The organism is Lentzea terrae (assembly GCF_003265345.1).
Classification (GTDB): Bacteria; Actinomycetota; Actinomycetes; order Mycobacteriales; family Pseudonocardiaceae; genus Lentzea; species Lentzea terrae.
The window spans coordinates 225280-249479 of sequence record NZ_QFWW01000020.1 but is presented as its reverse complement, the minus strand read 5'-3'; the positions used below and the strand labels follow the sequence as shown (position 1 = coordinate 249479).

Here is a 24200-nt window from a genome sequence, read left to right as displayed (position 1 = left end):
AGGCCCGGACCTGCGCTCGCGCACCGAACGCGAAGGCGACGCCCTGGCGGAGCTGATCGACCTGATGCTGCGCGCCGACCAGCTACCTGAGCACGGCGGCGAACCGGTCACCCTGACCCTGACCATGCGCTACGACGACCTGGCTGCTCAGGTAGGCCAGGCCACGCTGGACAACCAGGAACGTGTCCCGGCCGCCCAGGTCCGCCAGTTGGCCTGCAACGCAGGGATCATCCCGCTGCTCCTGGGGGAGAAGTCGCAGCCGATGGACATCGGCCGCAAGACCCGCACCTTCCCGGCCGGAATCCGCCGCATCCTGGTCGCCCGCGACCACGGCTGCGCGTTCCCCGGCTGCGGCAGACCACCGAAACACTGCGACGCCCACCATGTCCATCACTGGGCCGACGGCGGTGTCACCTCGGTGGACAACGCGGTGCTGCTGTGCCGCCACCACCACACACTGATCCATCACAGCGAGTGGACAGTGCGGATGGTCCACGGCATACCCACGTTCTATGCCCCGGCGTGGCTCGACCCGCAACGCAGGCCGAGACGCAACCTCCTCCACGCCGCCGCAGCGGCATGACGGGCGGGCCCACGGGCTCGCCCGCAATGGACGTCGGCGATACCCGCTGACGCCATTCCGGGAGCGCGCCACGAGGATTCCATCTATATCTCGCGAAGCCGAAGGCAAGCGGCGATGGCGAAGCCGAGCCGAACTCCTATGGCAACGCGGGCCGAAGGCGAAGCCAAGGCGCCCCGTGTGGCGATGCGCAGCGAGCCGGACAGGGCTCTGTCAACGCGGGAAACCGGTAATGACCGCAGCCTAAACAGCCAACGCAACCACGCACGCCTGCGATTGGGGCTTGACTTTGGGATCGAGGTGCTACCGTTTCGCGGATCGGACGGCTGCGAAGCATCCGTCCTTTTCCGCCCGACGCAGCGCCTCGAAAGGGCCCCGAAGTCAAGCCCCAATCGCAATCGTCGCGAAGCGGCGATGACGCAACCAAAACCCGTCAAGACACACGCAACCACCAACGCAAAGCGACCAAACCGCAGAAGGCGACCAACCCCGCTGAAACCGGCACACACCAACCCAAGTCCAGTCGAACGCCCAACACGGCCAGCGTCGAATCCAGTCGAACGCCAGACCCTCAACCGACGGCGCAACCAGACCACCGCAGCCACCGGTATCACCCTGCTTGGTCCCCGAACGAACAACGAACCGAACCAAGCCCAAACCAGCAAGAACCGCACCTGACCAGCAAGATCACGATCACGCAGAACCTTAAATGCATTTAAAAGCGTGCATGGTCTAGTCCGGTTTGAACCCCGTCCGTGACCTCCCCGTAGTCACCGGTACAACACCGATGAACACCCCGAGGAGAATCGAATGGGCGCTCGACACCGCAAGCCCGCCATGATCGGCGCGGGCGCCATGCTCGCGGTCGCTGCTGTCGCCGGTGGCATCTTCGCCTTCAGCGGCACCGACTCGAACGCGGCTGAGGACTGCGGCGGACTGGACACCGCCCTGCAGAACAACCTGAACTTCATCGCCGGGCAGCAGGCGAATCCCGACGCGCAGTCGGAGGCTCGCATTGCCAACCGGCAGGCGGTGGTCAACCTGATCAACCAGCGGCGCAAGGCGGCCGGCTGTGGCAACAACGTCCAGGCGCAGCAGCCCGCCAAGGGTGAGGCCGCCACGTCCGGTGAGGACTGTGGTGGGCTGGACAAGGCGTTGCAGAACAACCTGAACTTCATCGCCGGGCAGAAGGCCAACCCGGACGCGCAGTCCGAGGCCCGCATCGCGAACCGGCAGGCCGTGGTCGACCTCATCCAGCAGCGACGCGAGGCGGCGGGCTGCGAGGGTGAGGCCAACCAGGGCAACGCGAACCAGGGCAACAACGGCGGCAACCAGGCCACGGCCCAGCCCGCACCGGAAAAGCCCGAGGCGAACGAGGGCAACGGCGGCGCGTCCGGCCAGCAGGTCTGCAACGGGTCCACCGTGACGCTGTCCGGTGAGGGTGGCGCGCCCGCCGCGTCCAGTGGCGAGTTCCCGATCGGCACCACGTTGAAGGTCACCAACCTGGACAACAACAAGTCCACGACCGTCAAGGTGGCGTCGGTGTCCGGTAGCTGTGCGCTGCTGAACAACGCGGCCTTCGAACAGGTCCGCGAGCCCGGCAAGTTCCTGATCCGCCGGGCGCTGATCGAGAAGATCGGCTGATCCAGCAGATCGGCCAGAAGAAGTCCACTGAGGACGGGTGTTCCCCGATAGGCGCAGGGGAACACCCGTCCTCGGCAGTTACACCGTGATCGACCAGCCTGACAACAGCCCGATGTCAGCAGGCCCGTTGTCGCCGATGCGCAACGTCCAGGTGCCGGCGGCCCGCTCGTTCACCCGAACCGTGAACGCCTTGGGCTGCAACGGAGTGCACGGATAGCCGTCGTAACGTTGCAGCGGATACCACTGTCCGCTCGGCCCGACCAGCGTGATGTTCAGGCCCTGCGCGCACGTGTGCGTCGCATCGACCTGCACGGTCACCGAAGCAGCAGCGGCACCGGAAGCCGAAGACGAGATCCGGCTGACCGCGACCTCGAAGTCACGGATCGGGTAGTCCTCGCCATTGCTGAACGTCCGGCCACCAGAACCAGTGCGCACAGAACAGCAAGGTCGGCCGCGGACCGAGACACCAGCTGGGCCTCAGCCCCGGCAGCGCGCACCGCGGCGGCATCCTCAGGACGGGTGACCGCCACCGTCAACCGGCCCGAAGCGGCGTCGAACCAACGTCCGGCGCCGGAAACTGACAAGCGAGCAGATACAGCGTGCGCACGAGCTTGCTGGGCAAGTCGCGTGCGAGCTTCCGAGGCACTGATCCCGAGATCACGGGCCAATGCGTCGGCGACGGGATCGGCAGTGGCGGCAGGTGCGGTGAGCACCGCGAACGCCACCCCGAAGCCGCAGAAAACGGCAAGAACCTTCCTCATGGCGAAAGGCCTCCTTGGTTGCAGGGTGGCCCGAATCCAAATCGCCGACGAGTGCCGCGTTAATGTGTAACTTTTAAGTCCTGTTTCACTTTTACGTCCCAAGACCAGCTGAATCCGCGAACTCCGGGCTGCACGTCGAGAGCGACGTCCAGCAACGTCCGGCTCGGATCCACGGATGTGTTGTCCGCGAGCTGAACCACCGAAGCAGGCGGCGCCCCTTCGAAGGTCACCTCCAGCACGTACTCCCGGGCCGGCAGCCGGAACTTGCGCTCGTAGTTCGTCGCAAGTGGACACGGCGCCACGTTCACCAGCTCGTGTTCGATCACGATGCTCTCGCCCTTGCGCAGCACCTTGTCGAACAGCAGCTCGGCGACCAGGAGACCCTGCGCCTCGTCCTGCACCAGCCGCCCGATCTGGCAGTTCTTCAGGGCCCTGACCACCGGCAACGGCCGGTCGTGCTCGTCGATGTGCATGATCACGACCCACCGGTCGGGCCCGTTCATCGAGGCCGAGAGCACCTGCCTGGAGCGGAACGACCGCTCGGTGCGGTCGGCGCCGATGGTCACGAAGTCCTGCTGGCTGACCCGGATCAGCTGGTCGTCCCAGCGCGTCTCCATGTCGTCCAGCGCCTGCTCGACCTGGGACGGTGCCGGCCAGAACGCCGACATCGGCGCCGGAGCCCTGCGCAGCCAGCGGCCACGCGGCCGGGGTGGGCCGAGCAGCTCGGAGAGGTGGCCAGGCGGCACCTGCAGGATGTGTTCCAAGTGGACGACGGCCTGCAGCGACTTCTTGCGCTCCGGCCGGCTGCGGCCCGTCTGCCAGTAGCTCAGGGTCGCGAGCGACACCGACACGCCGTGCTGGGAGAGGTGTTCCCGGAGTCGCTCCAGGCCGAGACCACGGTTCGTGATCGCCGACCGGAGCGCCTCCGCGAACTCGTTCACCCGCGTCACGCTAAAGCATCGGTTCGTCCTGGTGTAGCCCCTGAGGGCCCTGGTGTGGCCGATAGGTCACCTGGCGGCCGTTCAGCACCATCTCGATGTCGACCGTCTCCTCGAACGGCGGCCCCATCGGCCGGAGCAGCACGGGGTTGCCGCCGCCCTGGTGGATCCGCACGTTCACGCTCAGCTGGGTCGCGATCAGGTGCCCGACCAGGTCGCGTGCGTTGCCCGCGCCGGCGTTCTCCCCGGCGTCGGACTGCATGTGCCAGTTCACGTTCTCCACCAGCGCGCCGGCCAGATGGCCCTGGTGCATCTGCCGGCTGACGGTGAAGTCGGCGACGGCCCTGCTCACCGCCTGATGCGTGGCCGCGAGGCTGACCACCTGCTGACGCAACACGCCTGGGTCGATGTTCCTGGCCTGCCCGATCGCGGCGTAGAGGCCGTTCCTGGTCGTCGGCGGCACAGGCTGGCGGACCAGCACGTCCTCGTTCAGGTACCGCAGCTGGCGCAGGGTGTTGTTGACGTGATCGGACGCCACGAGCCCGTGCGCCGCCACGACCTTCTGGTCCTTCTGGACACCCGCCTGCTGCTGGCCGAACGGCGCGGGCAGCGGCGCCGACACCGCCGGGCTCATCCGGTTCTTCGCCGGTGCGCCGAGCTGCGTCTCCATCTTGCGCGGCGGGTTCCACGTGCTGGACGTCTGCCCGTCGGCCGGCGGGCGGAACGGCTCGGTGATCCGGTGCTCACCGGTCGAGAGCCGCTCGCGTTCGTCGGCGAACTTGGTGCCCTGCTTGGCCGCCTTGCCGTCGAAGAACCGCTCGCTCACGTTCGGCAGCGCGGTGTGCGACTGCGGCAGCTTGCCGTCCTTGATCAGGCCGTAGGCGATCCTGGACAGGTCCGTGCCGGTGTCGCCCGACACGAAGTCCGCGGTGAACGCCTGACCGCGCACGGGGTCGCGGTTGTTCTGCACGTCCACCCGGACGAGCTCGGCTGCCGCGGCCAGCTTGTCGGTGTCGGTCGGGACCGTCCCGGCCTTCTCCTCCGGCGTGCGCGGGTCGTAGTGCCCGGCGATCTCCACGGCGTGGAACTTGTTGAGCGACGAGCTCAGCTGCCCGAACTCCGCCGCGCCCTCACCGAACTGCACCGACGGGTCGGCGAGCGGGACCAGCGCGTCGAAGAACAGGTTCGGTTCCGGCGTGTAGGGCAGCAACGGGTGGATGCCCTGCTGGTTGCGGCGGGCGTGCATGTCCGCGTCGATCAGGTGCACGAAGCGGTCCGCGAAGTCCGGCTCGTCGAGCTTGTCCCGGAAGATCTGCTTCTGCGCGTCCGTGGTCTTCGAGTCACTCTCGATGCGCGCCAGCACATCCGCATGCAGCTGCTCCGGCGTGATGGCCACGCGGTAGCCGCCGCCGACCAGCAACGGACGCAACGGCGCCGGGATGTCCGGACCGTCGGCCGGGCCAACCTCCTCGGCGTGCATGAGCTGCTCGACGTGGCTGAAGACGTGTCCGCCCGCGCGCGTCCTGCGGTCGCCCGCGTCGAAGTCCATGATCGACACGTACGGGTGGGTTCCGTTGGCCGCCAACGCCGTCACCGCGTACTCGTGCGCGTTGCTCTGCAGCGTCGCGTTGCGGGTCTGGCCGAACTTGAAGCCTTTCGGCCCGTGCGGAACGCTCACCAGGGCGATCGGCTCGGTGCGGCCGTTGACCGTCGGTGCCGCGGCCGCCAGCGCGTTGTCGATGTCCTGCTGCGACGCCGCGTTCACGCCGAGCACGAACGCCACGCGGCCGTTCATGTCGCCGGTGTTGGCCATGACGCCGTTGATGACGTCGTCGAGCTGGTTCAGCTCGCTCGCCCGGACGATCATGCTGACCACGAACGCCGGCGGCTCGTTGTTCGCGATGCTGTCCTTGGTGCGCTGCAGGTAGTTCGCTGCCGTGATCGGCGTCAGCGTCCGCCCGTTCGCCAGGTTCCCGAACGCCGCGTTGTGCACGCCGCGCTCGTTCACCAGCGCGACCGCGTCCTCGCGGAGACGCTTGTTCGCGTCACCGTCCACTGTGTCCGGACGCTCGCGCTTGGGCATGTTCGGTGCGGGCAGGTCCGAGTCGACAGTCGTCGGCTGCGGCGGGTTGTGCGACTGCAGCGCCGCCATCCGGTTCTCGACGAGCTCCAGGTGCCGCGGTTTGAGCGTCGCGTCCGGCGCGTCGATCCCGGCGGTCATGAGGGAGTTGTCGTTGACGACGCGTCCCTTGCCGTCCTGGTGCTGGAAGATCGGCTTCACCGCACCGGTCTCGAGGTACTCGTCGCGCAGGCCGAGGAAGTGCCCGACCTCGTGCGCGAGCCGCCGCGAGTCCGTGTGCGCCGGCCAGGTCAGCTGGTTCGCGCGGCCCTCGGGGTCGTCGGTGACGTTGATCGTGGCGTGCGCGTCGTTCGGGTTGTCCGTGAACTCCACCGTGACGTGGAACTGCTCGCCGCTCGGCAGCCGGTAACCCTGGTTGAACATCTCCTCGACGCCCGCACGGGTGCGGTCCTGGATGTCGCCGGGCGCGTGGTCGAGGTGCAGCCGGACCGTGAAGTCCCGCACCGGCACGCCGTCGACGTCCAGCACGCGGTTGTCGTAGGCGATCGGCCCGCGCCAGGCCTGCATCTTGATGCCCTGCGGCCCGACCGTCGTGCTGTCCAGCACGCCGCTGTCCTCGCCGCGCACCCAGCTGGTGGCCGGGGTCGTGGCGCGGGCGTCGGCGATGGCCTGCGAGGACACCGGGTGCTGCGGATCGAACCACGGCGCGCTGGTCGCCGTGCTGTGCAACGGGTTCGGGCTGCCCGTCGCGGTCTCGACCGGGGGAGCGGACGGCGCGGCGATGTCGTCGTCGAGCATCGCCATGTCGACGAGCTCCTGCCGCATCTCCTTGATGCGCTGCTCGCTCAACGGCCCGAGCTTGGACTCCAGGTCTGCCCGGTGCTGCTCGACGAGAGCACCGAACTGCGACGCGCGGTCCGTGCCGTCCGCCGTGATGATCTGCGCCTCGGAGAACACCTGGAACAGCCACGCCGCCTGGGACGACGCGTCGGCTTCCGGCGCGGGACGGCCGCTCACGACGTCGGCGAGCGGCGGCGCGCCCATGATGCCGGCGAGCGCGGCCTCCTGCGCGAAGTTGAACGCGCGGTTGTAACCCTTGTCGTGGTTGAAGATGTCGGCCGCGACCTGGTCCGGGTCCGCGTTCAGGCCGTCCGCGCCGTTGACGGTGGACCACAGCTGGTGCGCCCACTCGTCGAACTTGGCCCGGTTGCCGGGGTTGCTGATGTCGGCGAACTGCTGCAGCTGCGCGGTTTCGATGATGGGCCGCTCGAAGGCCTTGTTGAAGGTGCGGGCGACTGCCTCGACGCCGTGGTCGCGGATCATGTCGGCGATCTCGTCGGTCTTCGTGTCGAGGACGACCGACGCGTGCAGGAGATGCAGGCCCGCTTCGGACTGCACGTACTTGCGCGGGTCGGACTGCAGCTTCATCTCGACGAGCTTGGCCATCGGTGACGCGGTTGCCATGGCATTGGCGGTGAGGTCCGCGAGCCGGTTGTCCAGTTCGGTGTGGGTTGAAGGGCTCGCGAGAGCCGGTGCCGAGGGAGGCTGCGGTGCCGGCCGGGGAGGTGCCGGACGGGACTCGACGTCCTCGTTGACCTCCATGTCCGTGTCGCCGTCGGCATCCACGTCGCTGTCGAGGGTCAGATCGGCCATGCCGGACCCCAGCTGCGTGGCCGGGCCGGGCTCGGGGTGCGCGCTGAAGCTCGTCTTGCCGTTGGGGTTCGCGTGCGCGTAGATGTCCAGCGCCGGCTGCGTGCTCTCGACGAACGGCTGGATCGCATCGGCAGGCCAGCCGGTGCCGTGGACCCGGATCGGCCGGCCGAGCTCGGTCGCGAGCAGCTTGACCGCGAGCTCCTCGGCCTTGGCCGTCTTCGCGTGGTCCTCCGCCGTCGCCTCGGCGTCGGCGGCGGCGTGCTCCGCGAGCTCTTCCGCGGTCACGTCCTCGCCGGGCGTGCTGGTGTGGTCGACCGCGACGTCACCAGTGCCGGGCTCGAACTTCGGGTGGATCTCGGTTCGGGGTGCCGGGCCCGGTTCGACCAGTGCGACGACCAGGTGGCCGTTCGCGAGGTCGTGTTCCTGCTTGAACCGCGCGATGTCCGTGGTGGTGGAGGTCGACGCGTCCCAGCCCTGCTGCACCGCACCCTCCCGCAGGCTCTCCGGCGACTGGTTCGCGGGGCTGCCCATGGCCTGGTGCACTGCGGTGAACAGCCCGTCCTGGCGCGGCGGGAGCGCGAGCGGCAGGACGCCGTCCTGGAGGGTGCCGAACGTGCGGGTCACGTCGCTGTTGTTGTCCGACAACGCCAGGTCCAGCATCGCGGCCATCTTGTGCTGCTTGGTCTGCGAGTCGATCGTGGGCAGCAGCGCTTCCCTGGCTGCCGCCTCCGCCCGCTTCTCCGCCGCGGTCTTCTTGGGCTGCTTGCCCTTCTTACCCTTGGCGGGCGGTGCGTCGACGTCCATCGCCGTCGGGTCGGTCGTCGCCTCGGGGTCGATTCCCGAGTAGCCGAACCCGTCCTTCAGCGGGACCGAGACGTTCTTGTCGAGCGTGTTCTTGTCCTGCCAGCCGAGCTTGCGCGCGTCCTCAGGGGAAGGCGTCCAGCCGCCCTGGGTGGACACGTGCGTCTGATGGCCCGTCTGGGGGTCCCGGTCCGTGTAGGTGTGGTACTTGACCTGCTGCGGCTCGCGTTCTTGGTGTGGCTTGGACTTGAAGTCGCTGCGGATGTTCGCGGGAGACGTGCCCTGCTTGGCCGCCCGGTCCGCCGCGCCGGGAGGACCGCCGAAGAACCGGCCGGGCACGCTGTCGAAGTTGACGTGCGACTGAGCCCAGTCCGCGCCCTCCTGCTTGGCGAAGCTCAGCCCGATCCGGGACAGGTCGGTGCCGACAGCCCCGTGGACGAAGTCGGTGGCGAAGCTCTGGCCGCGGTAGGGGTTGCGGTTGGTCGCGCCGTCCACAGCGGACCCGGACGCGATGTCCGAGACGCGTTCCCGCAGCTCCGCCTGGAGTGCCTCCGCGTTCGCCTTCGTCTCGGGGCTGATGTCCGCGAACGACTTGTGCTTGTTGATCTCGACGATCTCGGTCGCCGCGAACGTGTTCATCGACTGGCTGAGGCCGTTGAACTCGGCGGCGTTGTCGCTGAACTTGACGTCGGGGTCGACCAGCGGGACGACCGCGTCGACGAACAGGTTCGGCTCCGGCATGTACGGCAGCAGCGGGCTGACGCCGGACTGCCGGACCCGCGCGTCCATGTCGTCGTGCATGGCCTGGTGGAACCGGTCGACGAAGTCGGGCCGCACGACGTAGGCCCTCGCCTTGACGAGGTCGGCGTTGGCGTTGTCGTGCGCGTTCTGCTTCTTCTTGTACGCCTTGAGCGCGTCGGGGTTGTTCTTCGGGAGGGCCGCTTTTTCGGCTGCGAGGCCTGGGGCCTCCTCGTCGAGCTTGCGCTGCTCCGCGACGATGCGGTCGTTGATGTCGGACAGGAACTTGGGGACGTTGTCGACCCGGTAGCCACCCGCGAACATCAGCGGCCGGACGGGACCGACGTCCGTGTTCAGCGATTCCGTGAAGTGGTTGAAGATGTCGGTCTCGTTGCCGGTCACCTTGCGCGAGCCGGTGTCGAAGTCCTGGATCGAGATGTAGGGGTGCGAGCCCTTGTCCAACATCGCGCCGACCGCGTACTTGGTGGCCGTGCTGGTCATCGTCTCGTTGCGCATCTTCCCGTAGGGGAAGGTGACCGTTTTGCCGGTCGGCGCGGGGTTGTCCAGCGGCACCAGCGCGATGGCCTCGGGCCGGCCGGCGATCTTGGCGTTGGCCGTGTCGATGGCCTGCCTGATGGCGGCCTTGTCAGCGGCCTTGCCGTTCACGCCGACCACGAAGACCATGTTGTTCTTCAGGTCGCCCGCGTCCGCCGTGATGCTCTGGACGACGGCTTCGATGTCGTTGCCGACCTCGTTCAGCTTCGCGTGGCTGACGATCATGTTGACGACGAACGACGGCTGCTTGTTCTCGTCGACGCTCTCCTTGAGCTTGCCGAGGTAGGAGTCCTTCGTCGGCAGCTCGGGGCTGGTGCTGTTCACCAGGTCGGCGAACGCCTGGTTGTACCGGAAGTTCGCCCTGCCGATGGACGGCACCTCGATGATGGGGGTGACGTTGCCCGGGTCGGCCCACGTCTGCGCGCCGGCCGTGCGCTTGGACTTGCGGTCGTTGGCGCTGCTGTTCTCGTCGCGCGGGCGCTTCATCGGGCGGGTGTCGCCCTCGACGTCCGTGTTGTGGTGCGTCCCGGTCCTGGTGTCCGACTTGGTGTCTGCGGACGGCGTCCAGCCGGGCGGCGGCGGCACGGTGGCCGGGCCGGCCGGGTTGATCGTGGTGTCGGGCACCATGACCTGGCTGGTGGCGGTGCGCTCGACCAGCCACAGGTGCCGCGGCCGCAGCCCGGGGTTGTCCAGGTGGACGTCGGTGCCCATCATGCCGCCGTCGTCCTGGTGCACGCCGGAGTTCGTGTCGTGCTGCTGGAAGACCCGCGACGTGTCGCTGTACTCGTCGGGCACGCCGAGGTAGTGCAACGTCTCGTGGGCCAGGACCTCGGGCGACGTGCCGGGCTGCCAGTGGGTCTGGTCGACGTTCGGGTTGTCCGGGTCGACCTTGACGCTGGTGTGCGCCTCCGCCTTGGTCGGGGTGAACTCGAGGTTGAGGTGGAACTGGTCCCCGCTGGGCAGCCGGTACCCCTGGTTCAGCAGGTCGTGCACACCCTTGGCGGCGTCCCGCTTGACCTGCTCGACGACCTCGGGGCCGACGTCCTTCGCCGCGTCGAGGTGCACCTTGACGGTGTACTCCTGCACGAAGTTGCCGGGGCTCGTCTCGATGCGGCGCAGGTCGTAGTTGATGAGTCCCTTGTAGGACTTGAGGTTGCTCGGCGTGCTGTCGGTGCGGACGTCGTGGACGACCTGGCTGACCGTGCGGACGTTCTCGTTGTCCCTTCGGTCGGCCCAGGTGCTGCGGTCGGCCGGGTCGCTGGGGGCGAACCAGTCCGCGGTCCGCGCGGGGTCGTGCCGCCACGACTCGTCGGTGAGGACGTTCTTGCCCTGGTGGGACTCCGGGGTGGGCGGGGTCGTCGCGGGCGGTGCGCCGCCGCTGCGGACCTTCTTCGGCGGTGCCTCGGACTTGGCGTCGGTGCTGGACTTGGTGCCGGTGTTCGGCGCCGGGGGAGCGGGCGGGGCGGGAGGTGCCGGCGGCGGGGCTTGGCGGGACGTGCTCGCCTCGGCTCCACTCCTGTTGGTCTCCGCTGCGGAGGAGTTCGGTGGCAACGGCGGCAACGGCTTCTGGTCGAGGCCGGCATTCGCGCTGGCGGAGGTGCCGCCGGACGCGTTGCCGGTCGTCTCGGTGTCCGGCTGCGGCGTCGGCGGCAGCGGCCTCTCGTCGACGTCAGCAGCGGTGTCGGTGGACGTGCCCGCGGCGGTGTCCTTCGGCGGCACCGGCGGCGGCGTCGACGAAGCCGTGTTGAAGGCATCGACCTCGCGGTCCACGTTCGCCTTGGCGTCCCACCAGGCCTGCTGCTTGGCGTCCGCAGTGCGGCGGGCGTCGTCGAGCTTGGTCTCCGCGTCCGTGATCGCCTTCTCGGCTGCGGCCCGTTCGTCCGCGAGCTGCTGGTGCGCGGCCTCGGCATCGGCGCGGGCACGGTCGGCCTGAGCGACGACCTGTTGCTGTGCCTGCAGTGCGGCGCGCGCGTCGGCGGCCGCCTTGCGCTGGGTGTCGAGGTCGGCGTGGGCGTCGGTGAGCTGCTGCTGGGCGTCGGTCAGCGCCGTGTGCGCGGCGTCGGCCTCCTGGCTCAACCGGTCCAGCTCGGCCTGGGGAGCGCCCTCGATCTGGGCGTCGTCGAGGGCGTCCTTTGTGGACAGGGCATCCTGGCTCAACGACGTGATCTGCGGGTTGAGCTCCTGGATCGTGGCGCGGGTGCGGGCCACGTCGGCCTGCGTCGCAGCAGCCGCGGCCTCCAGCGGCGGGAGCTTCGCCTCGGCGTCCAGGTGCGCGTCGATCGCCGTGTTCAACGCCGTTGCGGCGTTGCCCAGCGGCTGGTCGGTCCTCGCCAGCACGGCCGCGGCCTCGTTGATCGCGTCCTGAGCCTCGTGGCGGGCCGTCTCGACGGTCTGCTCGGCGGTGCGCCAGTCGTCGGCCGCCTTCTTGACCTCGGTCTGCGCGTCCTTCAGCGAGTCGCCGAGGTCGTGCTTCAGCACGGTCTCGACCTCGGTGGCAGGCATGCGCACACCAGCCGAACCGGGCACGGTCAGGTCGACGACACCGGTCTTGCCACCGATGGTCGCGACCACGCGGTACTCGACGTCGAACTGCACCAGGCCGGTCCGCGAGGCATCGGCAGGCTTGATGTTGCCGCCCTCGGCCTGCGCGGGGCCGCCGGACACCGCGGCGGAGTCCTCGCCCGCGTGCCGTGCCTCGACGCCGCCCGTGCCGAAGTTGACGGTGTCCTTCGGGTCGGTGCCCTGCTTGACCGCCGCGCTGCCCTGCGCGAGACCGACCGACACGTCGGCGGTCTCGGACACCTTGGCCTCGCCGGAGGTCTCGGTCGTCTTCGTGGTCAGCGGGTTCTCGATCTTGACGCTGTCGCTCAGCGAACCCAGCTGCGGGTTCACCAGCTTCGCGTAGACCTTGACGTCGGCGTCCTGCCCGAACGTCAGCGCGGCCTCCTTCAGGCCGGGCACGGGAAGCGGGCCGGACAGCATCGACGGCAGGTGCGGCTGCAGGTTCTCCGGGCTCAGCGTGGAGAACAGGCTGTTCACCGCGCCGGTGCCCTTGCCGGTGAGGCCCTTGCCCGCGCCGGCTTCCGTCAACGCCTTCACCGCTGCGTCGCGCAGGTCCTTGGCGCCGCGCAGGTTCTCCACCGACGCGGTCGCCGGCAGCTGCGTGGCACGGCTGTCCTGCTGGAACGCGAACGTCGCCTCCGGAGTGCCGAACTCGCTGCCGCGCCTGCTGGCGGCCGACATGTACGGCTGCGGGTTGCCGCGGCCGGACGTCGGCTGGGAGACCTTCTGGTTGTCCGCGTGCGTGCGGACCACCATCTCCTGCCGGCCGCTCTCGGCTTTCGCGATCTCCTTCGAGCCCTTTTCGACGACGAGCTCGAACTCGACCGGCACGGTGTACTGCGCCGCCGGTCCGCTCGCCGTGCGGGTGTGGCTGAACGCCTCCTGCGTCGAGGTCGTCACCGAACTGCTCTTGCCGCCACCGATGTTGGCGCCGACGCTGGCGCCCGCGGTGCCGGAGACCTTCGGGTTCGCGCTGCCCGGCGCGGCCAGACCCGGTGCCCGCACGCCGACACCCCAGCCGGTGCCGCGGCCCTGGCCGGAGCTCTCCTTGCGGGAGCCGCCGGAGTTGTGGGACATGTCGACGCCGTCGTTGACGACCTGGTCGAACTTCGGCTCGCCCGCCTTGGCCCGCAACGTGACCTGGTAGGAGTCCTTGCCGAACGTGCCCGGCTGGTGCACCAGCAGCGGCACACCGCCGTCCAGCGCGCTGTCGATCATCGCCTTGACGCTGGCCGGCGAGTTCAGGTCGACGATGCGCTGCAGGTTGCTCATCGAGTCCTCGAGCACCGAGTCCGGAACCAGCGCGTCGCTGCCGAACTTCTTGGTGTTCGTGGCGAGCTTGCTCGTGAGGTCGTTGACCACACCGGACAGGTTCGGCACAGACTCCACATTGGACAGACCGAGCGCACCCGGCTCGCCGACCGCCACCGTCGACGGCGGCGCCATCTTCGGGAAGTCCGGCTTGGGCACGTTCGGCGTCACGGTGGGCAGGGCGCCGAGTTCGCGCGCCACGTCTTCGGACACCCGCACGAACACGGACTTCGGCATGTTCACCGTGACGCCCTCGGCGTTCGGCGTGCCGCCGTGCACGAAGTTCCCCGCCCGGCTCTCGCCGACGATGGTGAACTCGGCGTCGATCTGGACCAGCACGGTCCGCGCGTCACCGGGGGTGGTCTTGCCGCGGTCGACGTTGCCGCCGATCTCGTTCGACTCCGTCTTGCTGTCCGACCACGGCGTCACCTTGCCGGTGACCGCGGCACCGCCGGACCCGCTGGGCTGCGACGGCGTGCCGGCGGGCGGCGGGGTGACGTTGGGGCGCACCGGCACGTTGATGCCGGCCGTGAGGTCGACGGACCGGCTGGTCGACGACGATTCTCCGGCCTTGTAGCCGCCGCTGACCGAGTTGTCCGTGCCGGTGGTGTCCGAAATGGACACCAGCTTCGCCTCGCCCAGCTTCACGGATATGCCGATGGCGCCGGAACGGTCGGTGACGCGGCGGTCGTACTTGAGGCCCTGCTCCTGGATGCCGGTGTCGACCAGCCGCTGCAGGTTCGCCTTGATGTTCTCCGGGGAGAACATCTTGTCGATCTGGGCACGGGACGCGGTGCCCGGCACGGTCAGCGCCGAGTCGCCGTTCGCGGCACGGTTGAGCGCGTCGATCGCCTGGTCCCGCAACGCCGTCGTGTTCGCGACGGCTTCGACGTGCAGGAACTCCGGCGACTTCGGGCGCGCTTCCTTGGGGTTCAGCAGGTCCTTGACGGTCGGCGAGTTCTCGATCTTGGTCGACCGCGGGTCACCGGGCTTGAAACCGTTGCCGGGATTGGTCTTCAGCGTCGAGCCGTCCGACACCCACAGGTTGACCTTGCCGTCGATCTTGTCCAGACCGGCGCCGGTCTTGGCGACCGTCTTCACCTCTGGCGAGTGGAATCCCGGCGCGCCGGGCACGATGTTGCGCACCCACGTGCGCGGCCGGGTGAACGAGGTGATCTCGACCTCGAACTCCACGTCCTGCTGGAACACCTGGGCGTCCGGGCTGCCGGGGTTCGCCGACGTGCTGCTGACCGCCGGTCCGGCCGTCGTCTTGTCCGTCCACGAGTGGGTGTAGGACGCGCCGACCTGCGGCGCCGGGGTGAGCGAGGCGACCCCGGTCTTGACCGGGATGTTGACCCGGCCCTGCACGCCACCGGTCCAGCCCTTGGTGGTGCTGGTGTTCGCGTCCAGCTTCGGACCGGTGGTGGTCGAGTCGCTGACCGGGCGCGCGTCGGCCTGGCCGAGGTGCTTCGGGTTGGTCAGCTTCGCCTTGACGGTGACGTTGACGTAGGTGTTCGTGGTCTTGCCGGAGTTCTTCAGCTGCACCTGGACGCCGGGACCGAGCAGGCTGTCCATGTTCGCCTTCAACGCGGCGGGGGAGAGGTTCGCGGTCAGCTTGCGCTGGTTCGCGAGCTGCTCGGCGACGTCGGCGAAGCTCTGGCCCTTGCCGCTGCGCGGGTTCGCGTCCGGGTTGTTCCACTGCGGCAGGAACTTCCCGAAGCCGGGCAGGTCCCGCAGCGCGCCCTCGACCTGGCCCTGCACCTTGGTGGCCGGCACGAACTCGCCGACCTTGGCGTTGCCGGCGGCGAGCGTGTCGGCGAGGTAGGGCGGCAGGAACTTGGTGTCCGCGGTGGCCGCGTCGGTGATCGTGTTCCTGGTGCCGTCTGGCGTCGGCAGACCGACCGCGCCGGCCTCGTGCAGGCCCATCCGCATGTGCGTGGTGACCGGGATCTTGACGCTGTCGCCCGCGGGCGTGCGCACCTCGACCTCGGCGGTGACCTCGTAGAGGCCCGTCTCGTTCTTGACACCGATGCCGGTCTTGCGGCTGGAGCTGGTCCCCGCGTTCACGCCTTCCGCGGTGCGCGCGGAGTAGGTGGCGGTGGCGCCGACCGTGCCGCCGACCTGGCCCGGCACACCGATGTTGCCGCCGAAGCCCGCGGTGACGTCGAAGCCGGTCTTGGTGGTCGCGGACACACTGCTGCCCCAGGCAGAGGTGTCCTTCAGGTCCAGCGCCGCGTTGTCGTGCGTGCCGACGAGCTTCGCGTCCTTCAGCGTCGCCGTCATCTGCACCGCGCCGCCCTTGCTGGCGTGCGGGCTGATCAGGTCGGGCGAGGTGACGAAGCCGCCGAGCATCGCGGGCAGGTTGTTGCGGATCGACGTCGGGCTCAGGAAGTTCTGCAGCGCCTCGCGTCCGGGCGAGCCGACCTTCGTGATCGACGGGTGCAGCTTCGCCGCGACGTCGTTGAACGCCTTCCCGGAGTCGTTGACCACCACGGCTTCCGGCACCGCGTTCTCGACCTTCGTGCCCCAGGCCGCGTCGGTCGGGGTGACCACGTCGGACGACTTGCCGGAGTCGACGATCGTGCTGAGGTCGGTCGGGACCTGCAGCGTGACGTCCGGGCCGCTGTTCAGCGTCGCGAACTGCCTGGGGTTGCCGGCCGCGTCGGTGACCGTGATCTCGAACGAGACCGGCACCGTGACCTTCTTGGAGCCGTCGTCCGACCCCTTGATCGCGCGCTGCTCGGTCGTGGTGTTCGTGGTCGCCTGCGACACCGCGGGCGTGGCGAGCGCGGCCTTGCCGCCCAGCGAGCCGTACGGGCCCATGGCGACACCGGCCGTCGCCGAGGCGCCGACGTCGTTGGCCGTCGCGATGGTGTTCGTGGTGGTGGAGGCCGCGGCGGCCTGGAAGTTCTTGTCCACCTTGGTGTCGGCCGCGTCCTGCACAGCCGTGTTGGTGTCCGCGTGCATCTCGGCGCGGACGTTCGCCTCGAACCAGGCGTTGCCGATCTTCACCTGGAAGTTGCGGCCGTTGCCCAGGAACGTCTCGAAGTCGTTCTCCAGCGAGTTCTTGATGCGCGCCTGGTCGTCCGGCTTGATGCCCTGGATCTCGTTGACCACCGCGTCCGCGCCGCGCACGTCCGTCGGCGTGATCGAACCCAGTGCCTTGTTGTCCTGGAAGAAGCTCGGCAGGTTCGTGTTCGGGACCTGGCCCACCGGTTGCGGGGCCGTGGTGGTCATCGGGATGACCGGGTTCGGCGTCGGCCGTTGCGGTGCCGGGCGCGTCTCCACGTCCGGTGTCTGGGTGTCGGGCGCCGGCGGTGCGGCCCGGTGCGACGGGCCTTCACCCAGGTCGTGCGGCGTGAAATGCGTCTTGCCGTTCGGCTGTGGGTGCGCGTCGAGCTCGAGCGGTGGCGGGAAGGCCGGCGGCCTCCAGTTCTCCGCCTTCTTGATGTCCGCAGGCTTGGACTTCGAGTTGGTCTCCGGCCTGGGCTCGTAGAACGGCTCGAAGGTCTGCGGTCCGTTGGGGCCGTGGATGGTCAGCGGCCGGCCGATCTCCGTCGCGAGCAGCTTGGCGGCCAGCTCCTCCGCCTTGGCCGCCTTGGCGTTGTCGGCGATCTTGTCGGCGTCGATCTCCTGGGCCGTGGTGTCGGCCTGCGGTGCCGCGTTCGGCTCGATGAGCGCGTTGACCAGGTGGCCGTTCTCGAGGCCGTGCTCCTGGCGGAAGTTCGCGATCTGCTTGGTGATCGCGGGGGAGGCGATCGAGCCCTTCTGGATCGCGCCGGCGCGCAGGTCCGTCGCCGACTTGATCTCCGGAGCGGGCTTGCCCTTCTTGGCGCCGGGCGGGTTCGCCTTGGCGTCCTTGACCATTGCGTCGTGCACGGCGTTGAACATGCCGTCCTGCCGCGGCGGATCGGCGATCGGCAGGACGCCGTGCTCCAGCGTGCCGAAGGTGCGGGTGACGTTGCTCGTGTTCGACGACAACGCCAGGTTGAGCATCGCGGCCATCTTCTCGTTCTTGGCCGTCGGGTCGATGCCCATGTGTCCGTGACCCGCGACGGGCGCGGAGACCGCCGTGCTGAGGGTGTTCTTGTCCTGCACACCGAGCTTCTTCGCGTCGGCGTCCGACGGGTTCCAGCCGCCCGTCGGCTGGTCGCCGTGGACCTTGAGCTGCTGGGCCTCGCGCTCGCTGTGCGGTTTGTTCTTCGGGTTCGGCGTGCCGTCCTTGCCGGGCTTGCGGTCCTGGAACTCGTCGCGGATCTTCGCGCCGGACACGTCGGACTTGGCCGCGCGGTCGGCCTGCGGGTCGAGCTTGCCGGTCGCGTCCGGGACACCGGCGTACATGCGGCTGGTGACCGAGGTGAGCGCGACGTGCGACTGCGGCCACGACTTGCCCTCGCTCTTGGCGAACCCGAGCGCGAGGCGGGACAGGTCGGTGCCCACCGCGCCGTTGACGAAGTCGCTGGTGAAGTTCTCGCCGCGGTAGGGGTTCCGGTTGGTCTTGAGGTCGACCTCGATGCCGGCGTCGACGACGAGCTGTGCGGAGCTGTCCTTGAAGCCGGGGTCGGCCGCGGCGCGTGCATCCTTGGCCTTGATCTCGGCGTCGAGCGAGGCCAGCACCTGGGCCTGGGCGGGGCTCGGCTTGCCGCCCTGGGCCGCGATGTCGGCTTCGAGCTGCGCCTTGGCCTGCTTGACGTCCTCGGTGAACTCCGGCTTCGGCAGCTGGTTCTGGTGGATCTCGGCGATCTCGTTGCCGGCGAACTGGTTGATCGACTGGCTCAGACCGCCGAACTCGTTGGCGTCCTTGCTGAACTTGACGTCGGGTGCGACGACGGTGACGCTCGCGTCGATGAAGAGGTTGGGCTCCGGCGAGTACGGCAGCAGCGGCGCCGAGTCCTTCTGGCGGCTGCGCGCGTCCATGTCGTCGCTCATCGCCTGCTGGAACTTCTCGGCGAAGTCCGGCTGCCGGATCTGCTGTTCCGCGACGCGCAGTTCCTCGAGTTTCTCCGCCTTCTTGTCCGCGGACAGCTTGGGGTCGTTGTTGATCTTGGCGCGCTCTTTGTCGATGCGCGTCTGCGTGTCGTTGACGAGCGCGGCCGGGTCGCCGACGCGGTAACCACCCGAGTACAGCACCGGCCGGATCGGGCCTGCACCCGGCGGGTTCAGCGAGTCCTTGAAGTGGTTGAAGATGTCCTTCTGGTCGCCGGTGACCTTGCGCGAGCCGGTGTCGAAGTCCTGGAACGAGATGTACGGATGCGTGTCCTTGCCGTTCATCGCGCCGATGGCGAACGTCGTGGCAGGGCTGTGCATCGTCTCGTTGCGCATGGTGCCGAAGGGGAAGCCCTTCGCCGGGTCGAACGTCGGCAACGGCACGAGCGCGATCGGCTCGGGCCTGCCGGAGACGCTGTTGTTGGCCTGGGTGATGCTGGCGTCGATGGTGGCGGCCGAACCGTTGGGGCCGTTGACACCGACGACGAACACCATGTCCTTGCCGGTGGGCCCGGCGTCGGCGGTGATCGAGTTGATGACGTCGTTGATCTTGCCCAGCTCGGTGTGGCTCACGATCATGTTGACCACGAAGGAAGGACGCTTGTCGGCCTCGACGCTCTCCTTGAGCTTGGCGAGGTAGTTGTCCTTCGTGGGCAGGTCGAAGCCGTCGTTGGCCAGGTTCGCGAACGCCTGGTTGTACTGGACGTTGCTCAGCGACAGGTCGTTGAGCGCGTTGGCGAGGTCGTCGACCTGGCTGTCCTGGTCAACGTCCATGGCGTCACTGTCGATTGTGGACGGACCGGCGACGTTGCCCGGATCGAACGGCGCGCCGTCGTGCTTGGGCCGCTTGTTCTGCTCCGGCGCCGTTTCCGCGTCGCTGTCGCTGTCGCTGTCCCAGGCGTCGCGCTTCGGCATGGCCCGCGTGTCGGCGTCGGGCCTCGGGTCCGTTGCCGGGGTGGGAGCGGTCTCGGTGCTGGGGTTCGGTTTCCAGTCGGCGGGCGGGGGCACGGTGGCGGGGCCGGGTGTGTTGATCGTGGTGTCGGGCACCATGACCTGGCTGTTGGCGGTGTTTTCGATCAGCCACAGGTGGCGCGGCCGGATGCCGGGGTCGGGCAGGTGGACGTCGGCGCCCATGAGGCCGCCGTCGTTCTGGTGGACGCCGGAGTTGGTGTCGTGCTGCTGGAAGACGCGGGACGTGTCCTTGTACTCGTCCGGGATGCCCAGGTAGTGCAGGGTTTCGTGGGCGAGGACCTCGGGGCTGGTGTCCGGGTTCCAGTGGGTTTGGTCGACGTTGGGGTTGTCCGGGTCGACCTTGATGGTGGTGTGCGCGTCCGCCGCGTTGTCGGTGAACTCCAGGTTGAGGTGGAACTGGTCGCCGCTCGGCAGCCGGAAACCCTGGTTCAGCAGGGAGTTGACGCCGTTGGTGGCGTTGTCCTTGACCTGTTGCACGGCGTCCGGGTCGACGTTCGCGGCGGGGTCGACGTGCACCTTGACGGTGTATTCCTGGACGAAGTTGCCGGGTGTCGTCTCGATGCGGCGCAGGTCGTAGTTGATGAGTCCTTGGTAGGACTTGATGTTGCTCGGTGTGCTGTCGGTGCGGACGTCGTGGACCGTGACGTCGACGGTGCGGACGTCGGTGTCGTTGCGGCGGTCGGCCCAGGTGCTGCGGTCGGCCGGGTTGCTCGGGTTCGACCAGTCCGCGGTCTTCGCCGGGTCGTGGCGCCACGAGCCGTCGGTGAGGACGTCCTTGCCCTGGTGCGACTCCGGGGTCGGCGGGGTCATGGCCGGCGGGGCGCCGACCTTCGGCACGTCCTTGCGGGTGCCGTCGGGGTTCAGGTTCGGCTCCCGCGCGGGCGGGGCCGGCGGCGGGGTCACCGGGGCGTCCCTGGTCGGCGCCGGGCCGTTGTCGGCCGTGGTGTTCGGCGCGGGGGTGTTCTGCGCCTGGTTGTTCTGCGGTTGGGTGTTCTGGGCGGACGCGTTGGTGTCCGTGTCGGTGTCCGGCTTGGTGTCCGGCTTGGTGTCGGCGTCCGGCGATGTGCCGATGTCGCCGGGCATCGGGGGTGCGGACCGCGTGTCGGTGTTGTCTGGTGCTGGTGGGGTGTTGGCTGTGTAGATCACCGTCTCTTCTTTGGTGTGGACGTCGATGGTGATGACCCTGTTGACGTTGGGGTTTTGTTGGAGGATGGGGAATTCGGTCATGTGGAAGACGTTGTCGGGCCGCCTTGACGGGCCGAGCAGGACGTAGACGTCACCGCTGGCGCCGTGTGCGAGACTGGCGGACACGCTGTCCCACACCGCTTTGCCTTCGGGTGAGGTGTTGCCCCATCCGGGGAGTTTGATGGCTTTGTCGTCGAGTGTGCCTTCGAGGGTGTTGCGTCCGTCGGCTTTGGCCATGTACTCGGCTTCGTTCATGACCGAGATGCGGTTGCCGTCGGAGTCGTAGTAGTTGCCGGACCAGAAGAACGCGCCGTCTGGTTTGGAGGCCAGGACGTTGCGCAGTTTGTCGATCCACTTCCTGCTTTCCTCGGGCGTGAGGTTTTGCAGGTCGGCCCAGGGTTTGCCGTCGATGGTGGTGGCGGGCCAGGCGGCGTCGGCTTTGTAGTTGCCGGGGGAGTTGTGATTGGTGGTGCCGGGGTATCCGCGGGGGTCGAGCAGGTCGAGCAGGTTGGGGGATGCCTTGATCGGCTCGACGGGGAAGGGGTCAGGCGACGGTCCCGGCTTGGGCGGTTCGAACGGCTTCTTCTCCGGCTGGACGGCAGGAGGCTGGGGGGTGGTCGGCGTGGGGCGCGGTTGCGCGGGTGGTGATGCTTCGGCGATTGGGCGCAGTGCGTCCGCGGCGGGCCGGTTGGGGGCGAAGATGCCCTGGGGCGGGCCCACGACACCGGGGACGTTGGGCACACTGCCCGGCCGCGGACCGGCCGGGGGCCACATGGCATTGACGTTGGTGGTGTCTGTGACCGGAGCCGCCGCAGGAGTCTTCTGGCCGGTATCGGTGTCCGGCATCCAACCGCCGGGCACGGCGCGTGGCCCGGCCGCTGGGGCTGCCGGTGGCGGCGTGTTCGTGTTGGGCCAGTTCGGGTTCGGCGTGTTCGCCGCTGGGACGTTGGCCGCTGGGACGTTCGCGGGCGGCGCGTTGACGGCAGGCGCTGGAGCGGGACGCGTCTGAGCAGGCGGAGCCGTGTTCGTGTCCGGCGTGGGCTTCGTCTGAGCCGGCGGAGCGTTCGTCTCGGGCTTGGGCGACGCAGTGTTGGCCGGGGGAACGTTCGTGTCCGGCTTGGGCGCGTTGACCGGCGGGGTGTTCGCCGGCGGGACGTTGGTTTCCGGCTTGGGTGACGGCGTGTTGACCGGCGGGACGTTGGTGCTCGGACTGGGCGTCGGCGACGGTGCGGGACGCGTCTGAGCGGGCGGAGCCGTGTCTGCCTTGGGCGTCTGGGCGGAGGGCGCGGTATCCGGCCTGGGCGACGGGGTGTTCGCCGACGACGGTGCATTTGGCGAAGGTGCGTTCACCGGCGGCGCGGCTGGGGTCGGGCGTGCCTGGTTGGGTGATGCCGTGTTCGGGTTGGCGCCTGGCGTGTTCACCGGCGGCGTGGCCGGAGTCGGTGATGGCGTGCTCGTCGACGTCGGCGGCACGGTGGCCGGTGGCGGCGTGAACGAGGTTGGCTTCGGGGCCGGGGGTGGGGTGGACGGCGAGGTGCCCGGAGCCCTGGTGATGGTGTTGTCGGGGGTGGGGGGCTTGGGGGCGTCGAACACGCCCTTGCCCGCGCCCGTTCCGCCGGTGTACTTGCTGGTTCGGTCGGTGCCCGTGGCGCCGGGCGGTGGGGCGGCTGCGGGTGGTGCGGCGGGCGGCATGGCGCCGGGGGTTGCTGCGGGAGCGGTCGGCGTTGGGGTGGCGCCGCGCGGGCCGCTTTGGGACGGCGCGGTTACGGCGGTTTGCTGGCCGGGTGTGGTCGGCGTCGAACCTGGGGTCGCGCCTGGGGGCACGGTCGGAGCTGAGCCCGGGGTTGCGCCGGGCGTGGTTGGAACGCCGCCGGGCTTGGGCGTCGTGCCCGCACCCGGTGTCGAGGTTGGAGCCGGACCCGGCGTGGCGCTCGAGTCCTTGGGGGCCTTGGAGATGGTGTCCGGGGTGGCGGGCTTGGGGGCGTCGAACACGCCCTTGCCGCCGCTGCCGGGGGCGTTGTACTTGGTGCTGCGGTCGGCTGGTGCGCCTGCGGCTGGAGTGCCGCCGGGAGCCATCGGTGGAGCGGCACCCATGCCTGCGCCGGGGGTGGCGCCGGCCGTCGGGGTGAAGTTGCGCGGACCGGCGCCCGTGGACGGAGACGTCACTGCGCTCTGCGGGCCGGGTGGTGTGGCGGTCGGGCCGGTGGGGACCTTGACGTCCTTGGGGACGAAGTTGGCTGGGCCCTTGGCTCCTCCGCCCGGCGTGTTGGAACCCGGCGTGGCACCGGCGGTGGGGCCGGTGGGGACTTTGACGTCTTTGGGGGTGAAGTTGGCTGGGCCCTTGGCTCCGCCGCCTGGCGTGTTGGGCCTGGACCCCGGCGTGGCGCCGACCGGGCCGCCGATGGGACCGGCGGTCGGGCCGGTGGGGACCTTGACGTCCTTGGGGGTGAAGTTGGCTGGGCCCTTGGCTCCGCCGCCTGGCGTGTTCGGCCTCGACCCCGGCGTAGCGCCGACCGGGCCGCCGACGGGACCGGCACCGATCGGACCGCCGGTCGGGCCGGTCGGGACCTTCACGTCCTTGGGCACGAAGTTCGCCGGGGTGGTGGGGTTGTTGACCGGGCCGGCGCCGCCCTTGATGTTCGGCGGCGCCCCCACAGCCGGGCCGCCGGCAGGGGCTTTCGAGCCTCCGGTGCCGACAGGTCCGGTGCCGCCCTTGATGCTCGGTGGTGGGGCGACCGGGCCGCCGCCGGGTGCCTTCGAGCCTCCGGTGCCGACGGGACCGGTGCCGCCCTTGACGTTCGGTGGTGGGGCGACCGGGCCGCCGCCGGGGCCCTTCTGCCCGCCACCGGTGTAGCCGGTGCCGCCCGCGATCGTGCCCGGGCCCTGGACCTTGGGGCCGCCCTGCGTGTTGTTGCCGAGCGTCGTGTTGGCCGCGCCGGGTGGCGGCTTGGCGTTGGTGCTCGTGTCGACGGACTTGAGGTCCTGACCGATCTTCGTGTCGGTCTGCACGTGCGTTTCGAGCGTGGCCTTCAGTTTCGACTGGACGTCGGTGAACGCCTTGGCGCCCTTGTCGGCCTGGGAGATGGCGTTGTCGTTCGACGCGTTGAGCGCCGGCACGGCGAACAGGCCGATGGGGCCCAGTGCGTTGCCGCTGAAGTTCAGGCCGCGCAGGCCGCTGGAGATGGCCGACAGCCGGGACCCCAGGTCCCCTGCCTTGTTCTGCAACCCCTGCATCGAGGAGTCGCTCATGGAGAAGCCGCTGTTGCCGGTGGGACCACCACCGCCGGTACCCGTGGGCGACGGCGTCGGGCTCGGCGTCGGGTTCGGGTTCGACGACGACGGCGGCGGTGTGGGATTCGTGTTCCCCTTGGCCATGAGCGGCTTTTCTCCAGTGCTGCGTCAGAACAAGCAGGGTCGGCGGGGTCCCGGCTGAG

At 69.3% G+C, this 24200-nt stretch carries 6 protein-coding genes; 3 read left to right on the top strand and 3 right to left on the bottom strand.

Annotation, left to right across the window (positions count from 1 at the left end; translation table 11 throughout):
• Positions 1-583 (top strand): HNH endonuclease signature motif containing protein (locus tag DI276_RS51175; RefSeq protein WP_198680834.1); only part of this gene is annotated, 583 nt, incomplete at its 5' end.
• A gap of 966 nt (positions 584-1549) precedes the next feature.
• A complete protein-coding gene (locus DI276_RS23070) occupies positions 1550-2224 on the top strand; it encodes an RlpA-like double-psi beta-barrel domain-containing protein (protein WP_408610573.1) in 675 nt (224 codons plus the stop codon).
• Positions 2225-2302: 78 nt separating this feature from the next.
• On the opposite strand, the gene DI276_RS23065 is transcribed toward DI276_RS23070, so the two are convergent.
• The 3 genes from DI276_RS23065 to DI276_RS23055 all read right to left on the bottom strand — a co-directional run bounded on the left by DI276_RS23065 (position 2303) and on the right by DI276_RS23055 (position 24015).
• Entirely contained in the window at positions 2303-2659 is a 357-nt protein-coding gene (locus DI276_RS23065) for a proprotein convertase P-domain-containing protein (RefSeq protein ID WP_112266664.1), read from the bottom strand.
• A 385-nt stretch (positions 2660-3044) separates the two neighbouring features.
• Complete coding sequence (locus DI276_RS23060; protein ID WP_232836852.1) at positions 3045-3926, bottom strand: XRE family transcriptional regulator; 882 nt, start codon at positions 3924-3926, stop codon at positions 3045-3047.
• A gap of 10 nt (positions 3927-3936) precedes the next feature.
• Entirely contained in the window at positions 3937-24015 is a 20079-nt protein-coding gene (locus tag DI276_RS23055; protein ID WP_112266660.1) for a hypothetical protein, read from the bottom strand.
• Here DI276_RS23055 and DI276_RS23050 point away from each other — a divergent pair.
• Positions 24014-24199 (top strand): hypothetical protein, encoded by a 186-nt coding sequence (locus DI276_RS23050; RefSeq protein WP_112266658.1) that lies wholly within the window; start codon positions 24014-24016, stop codon positions 24197-24199. The genes DI276_RS23055 and DI276_RS23050 overlap by 2 nt on opposite strands.
• Position 24200: the final 1 nt, after the last annotated feature.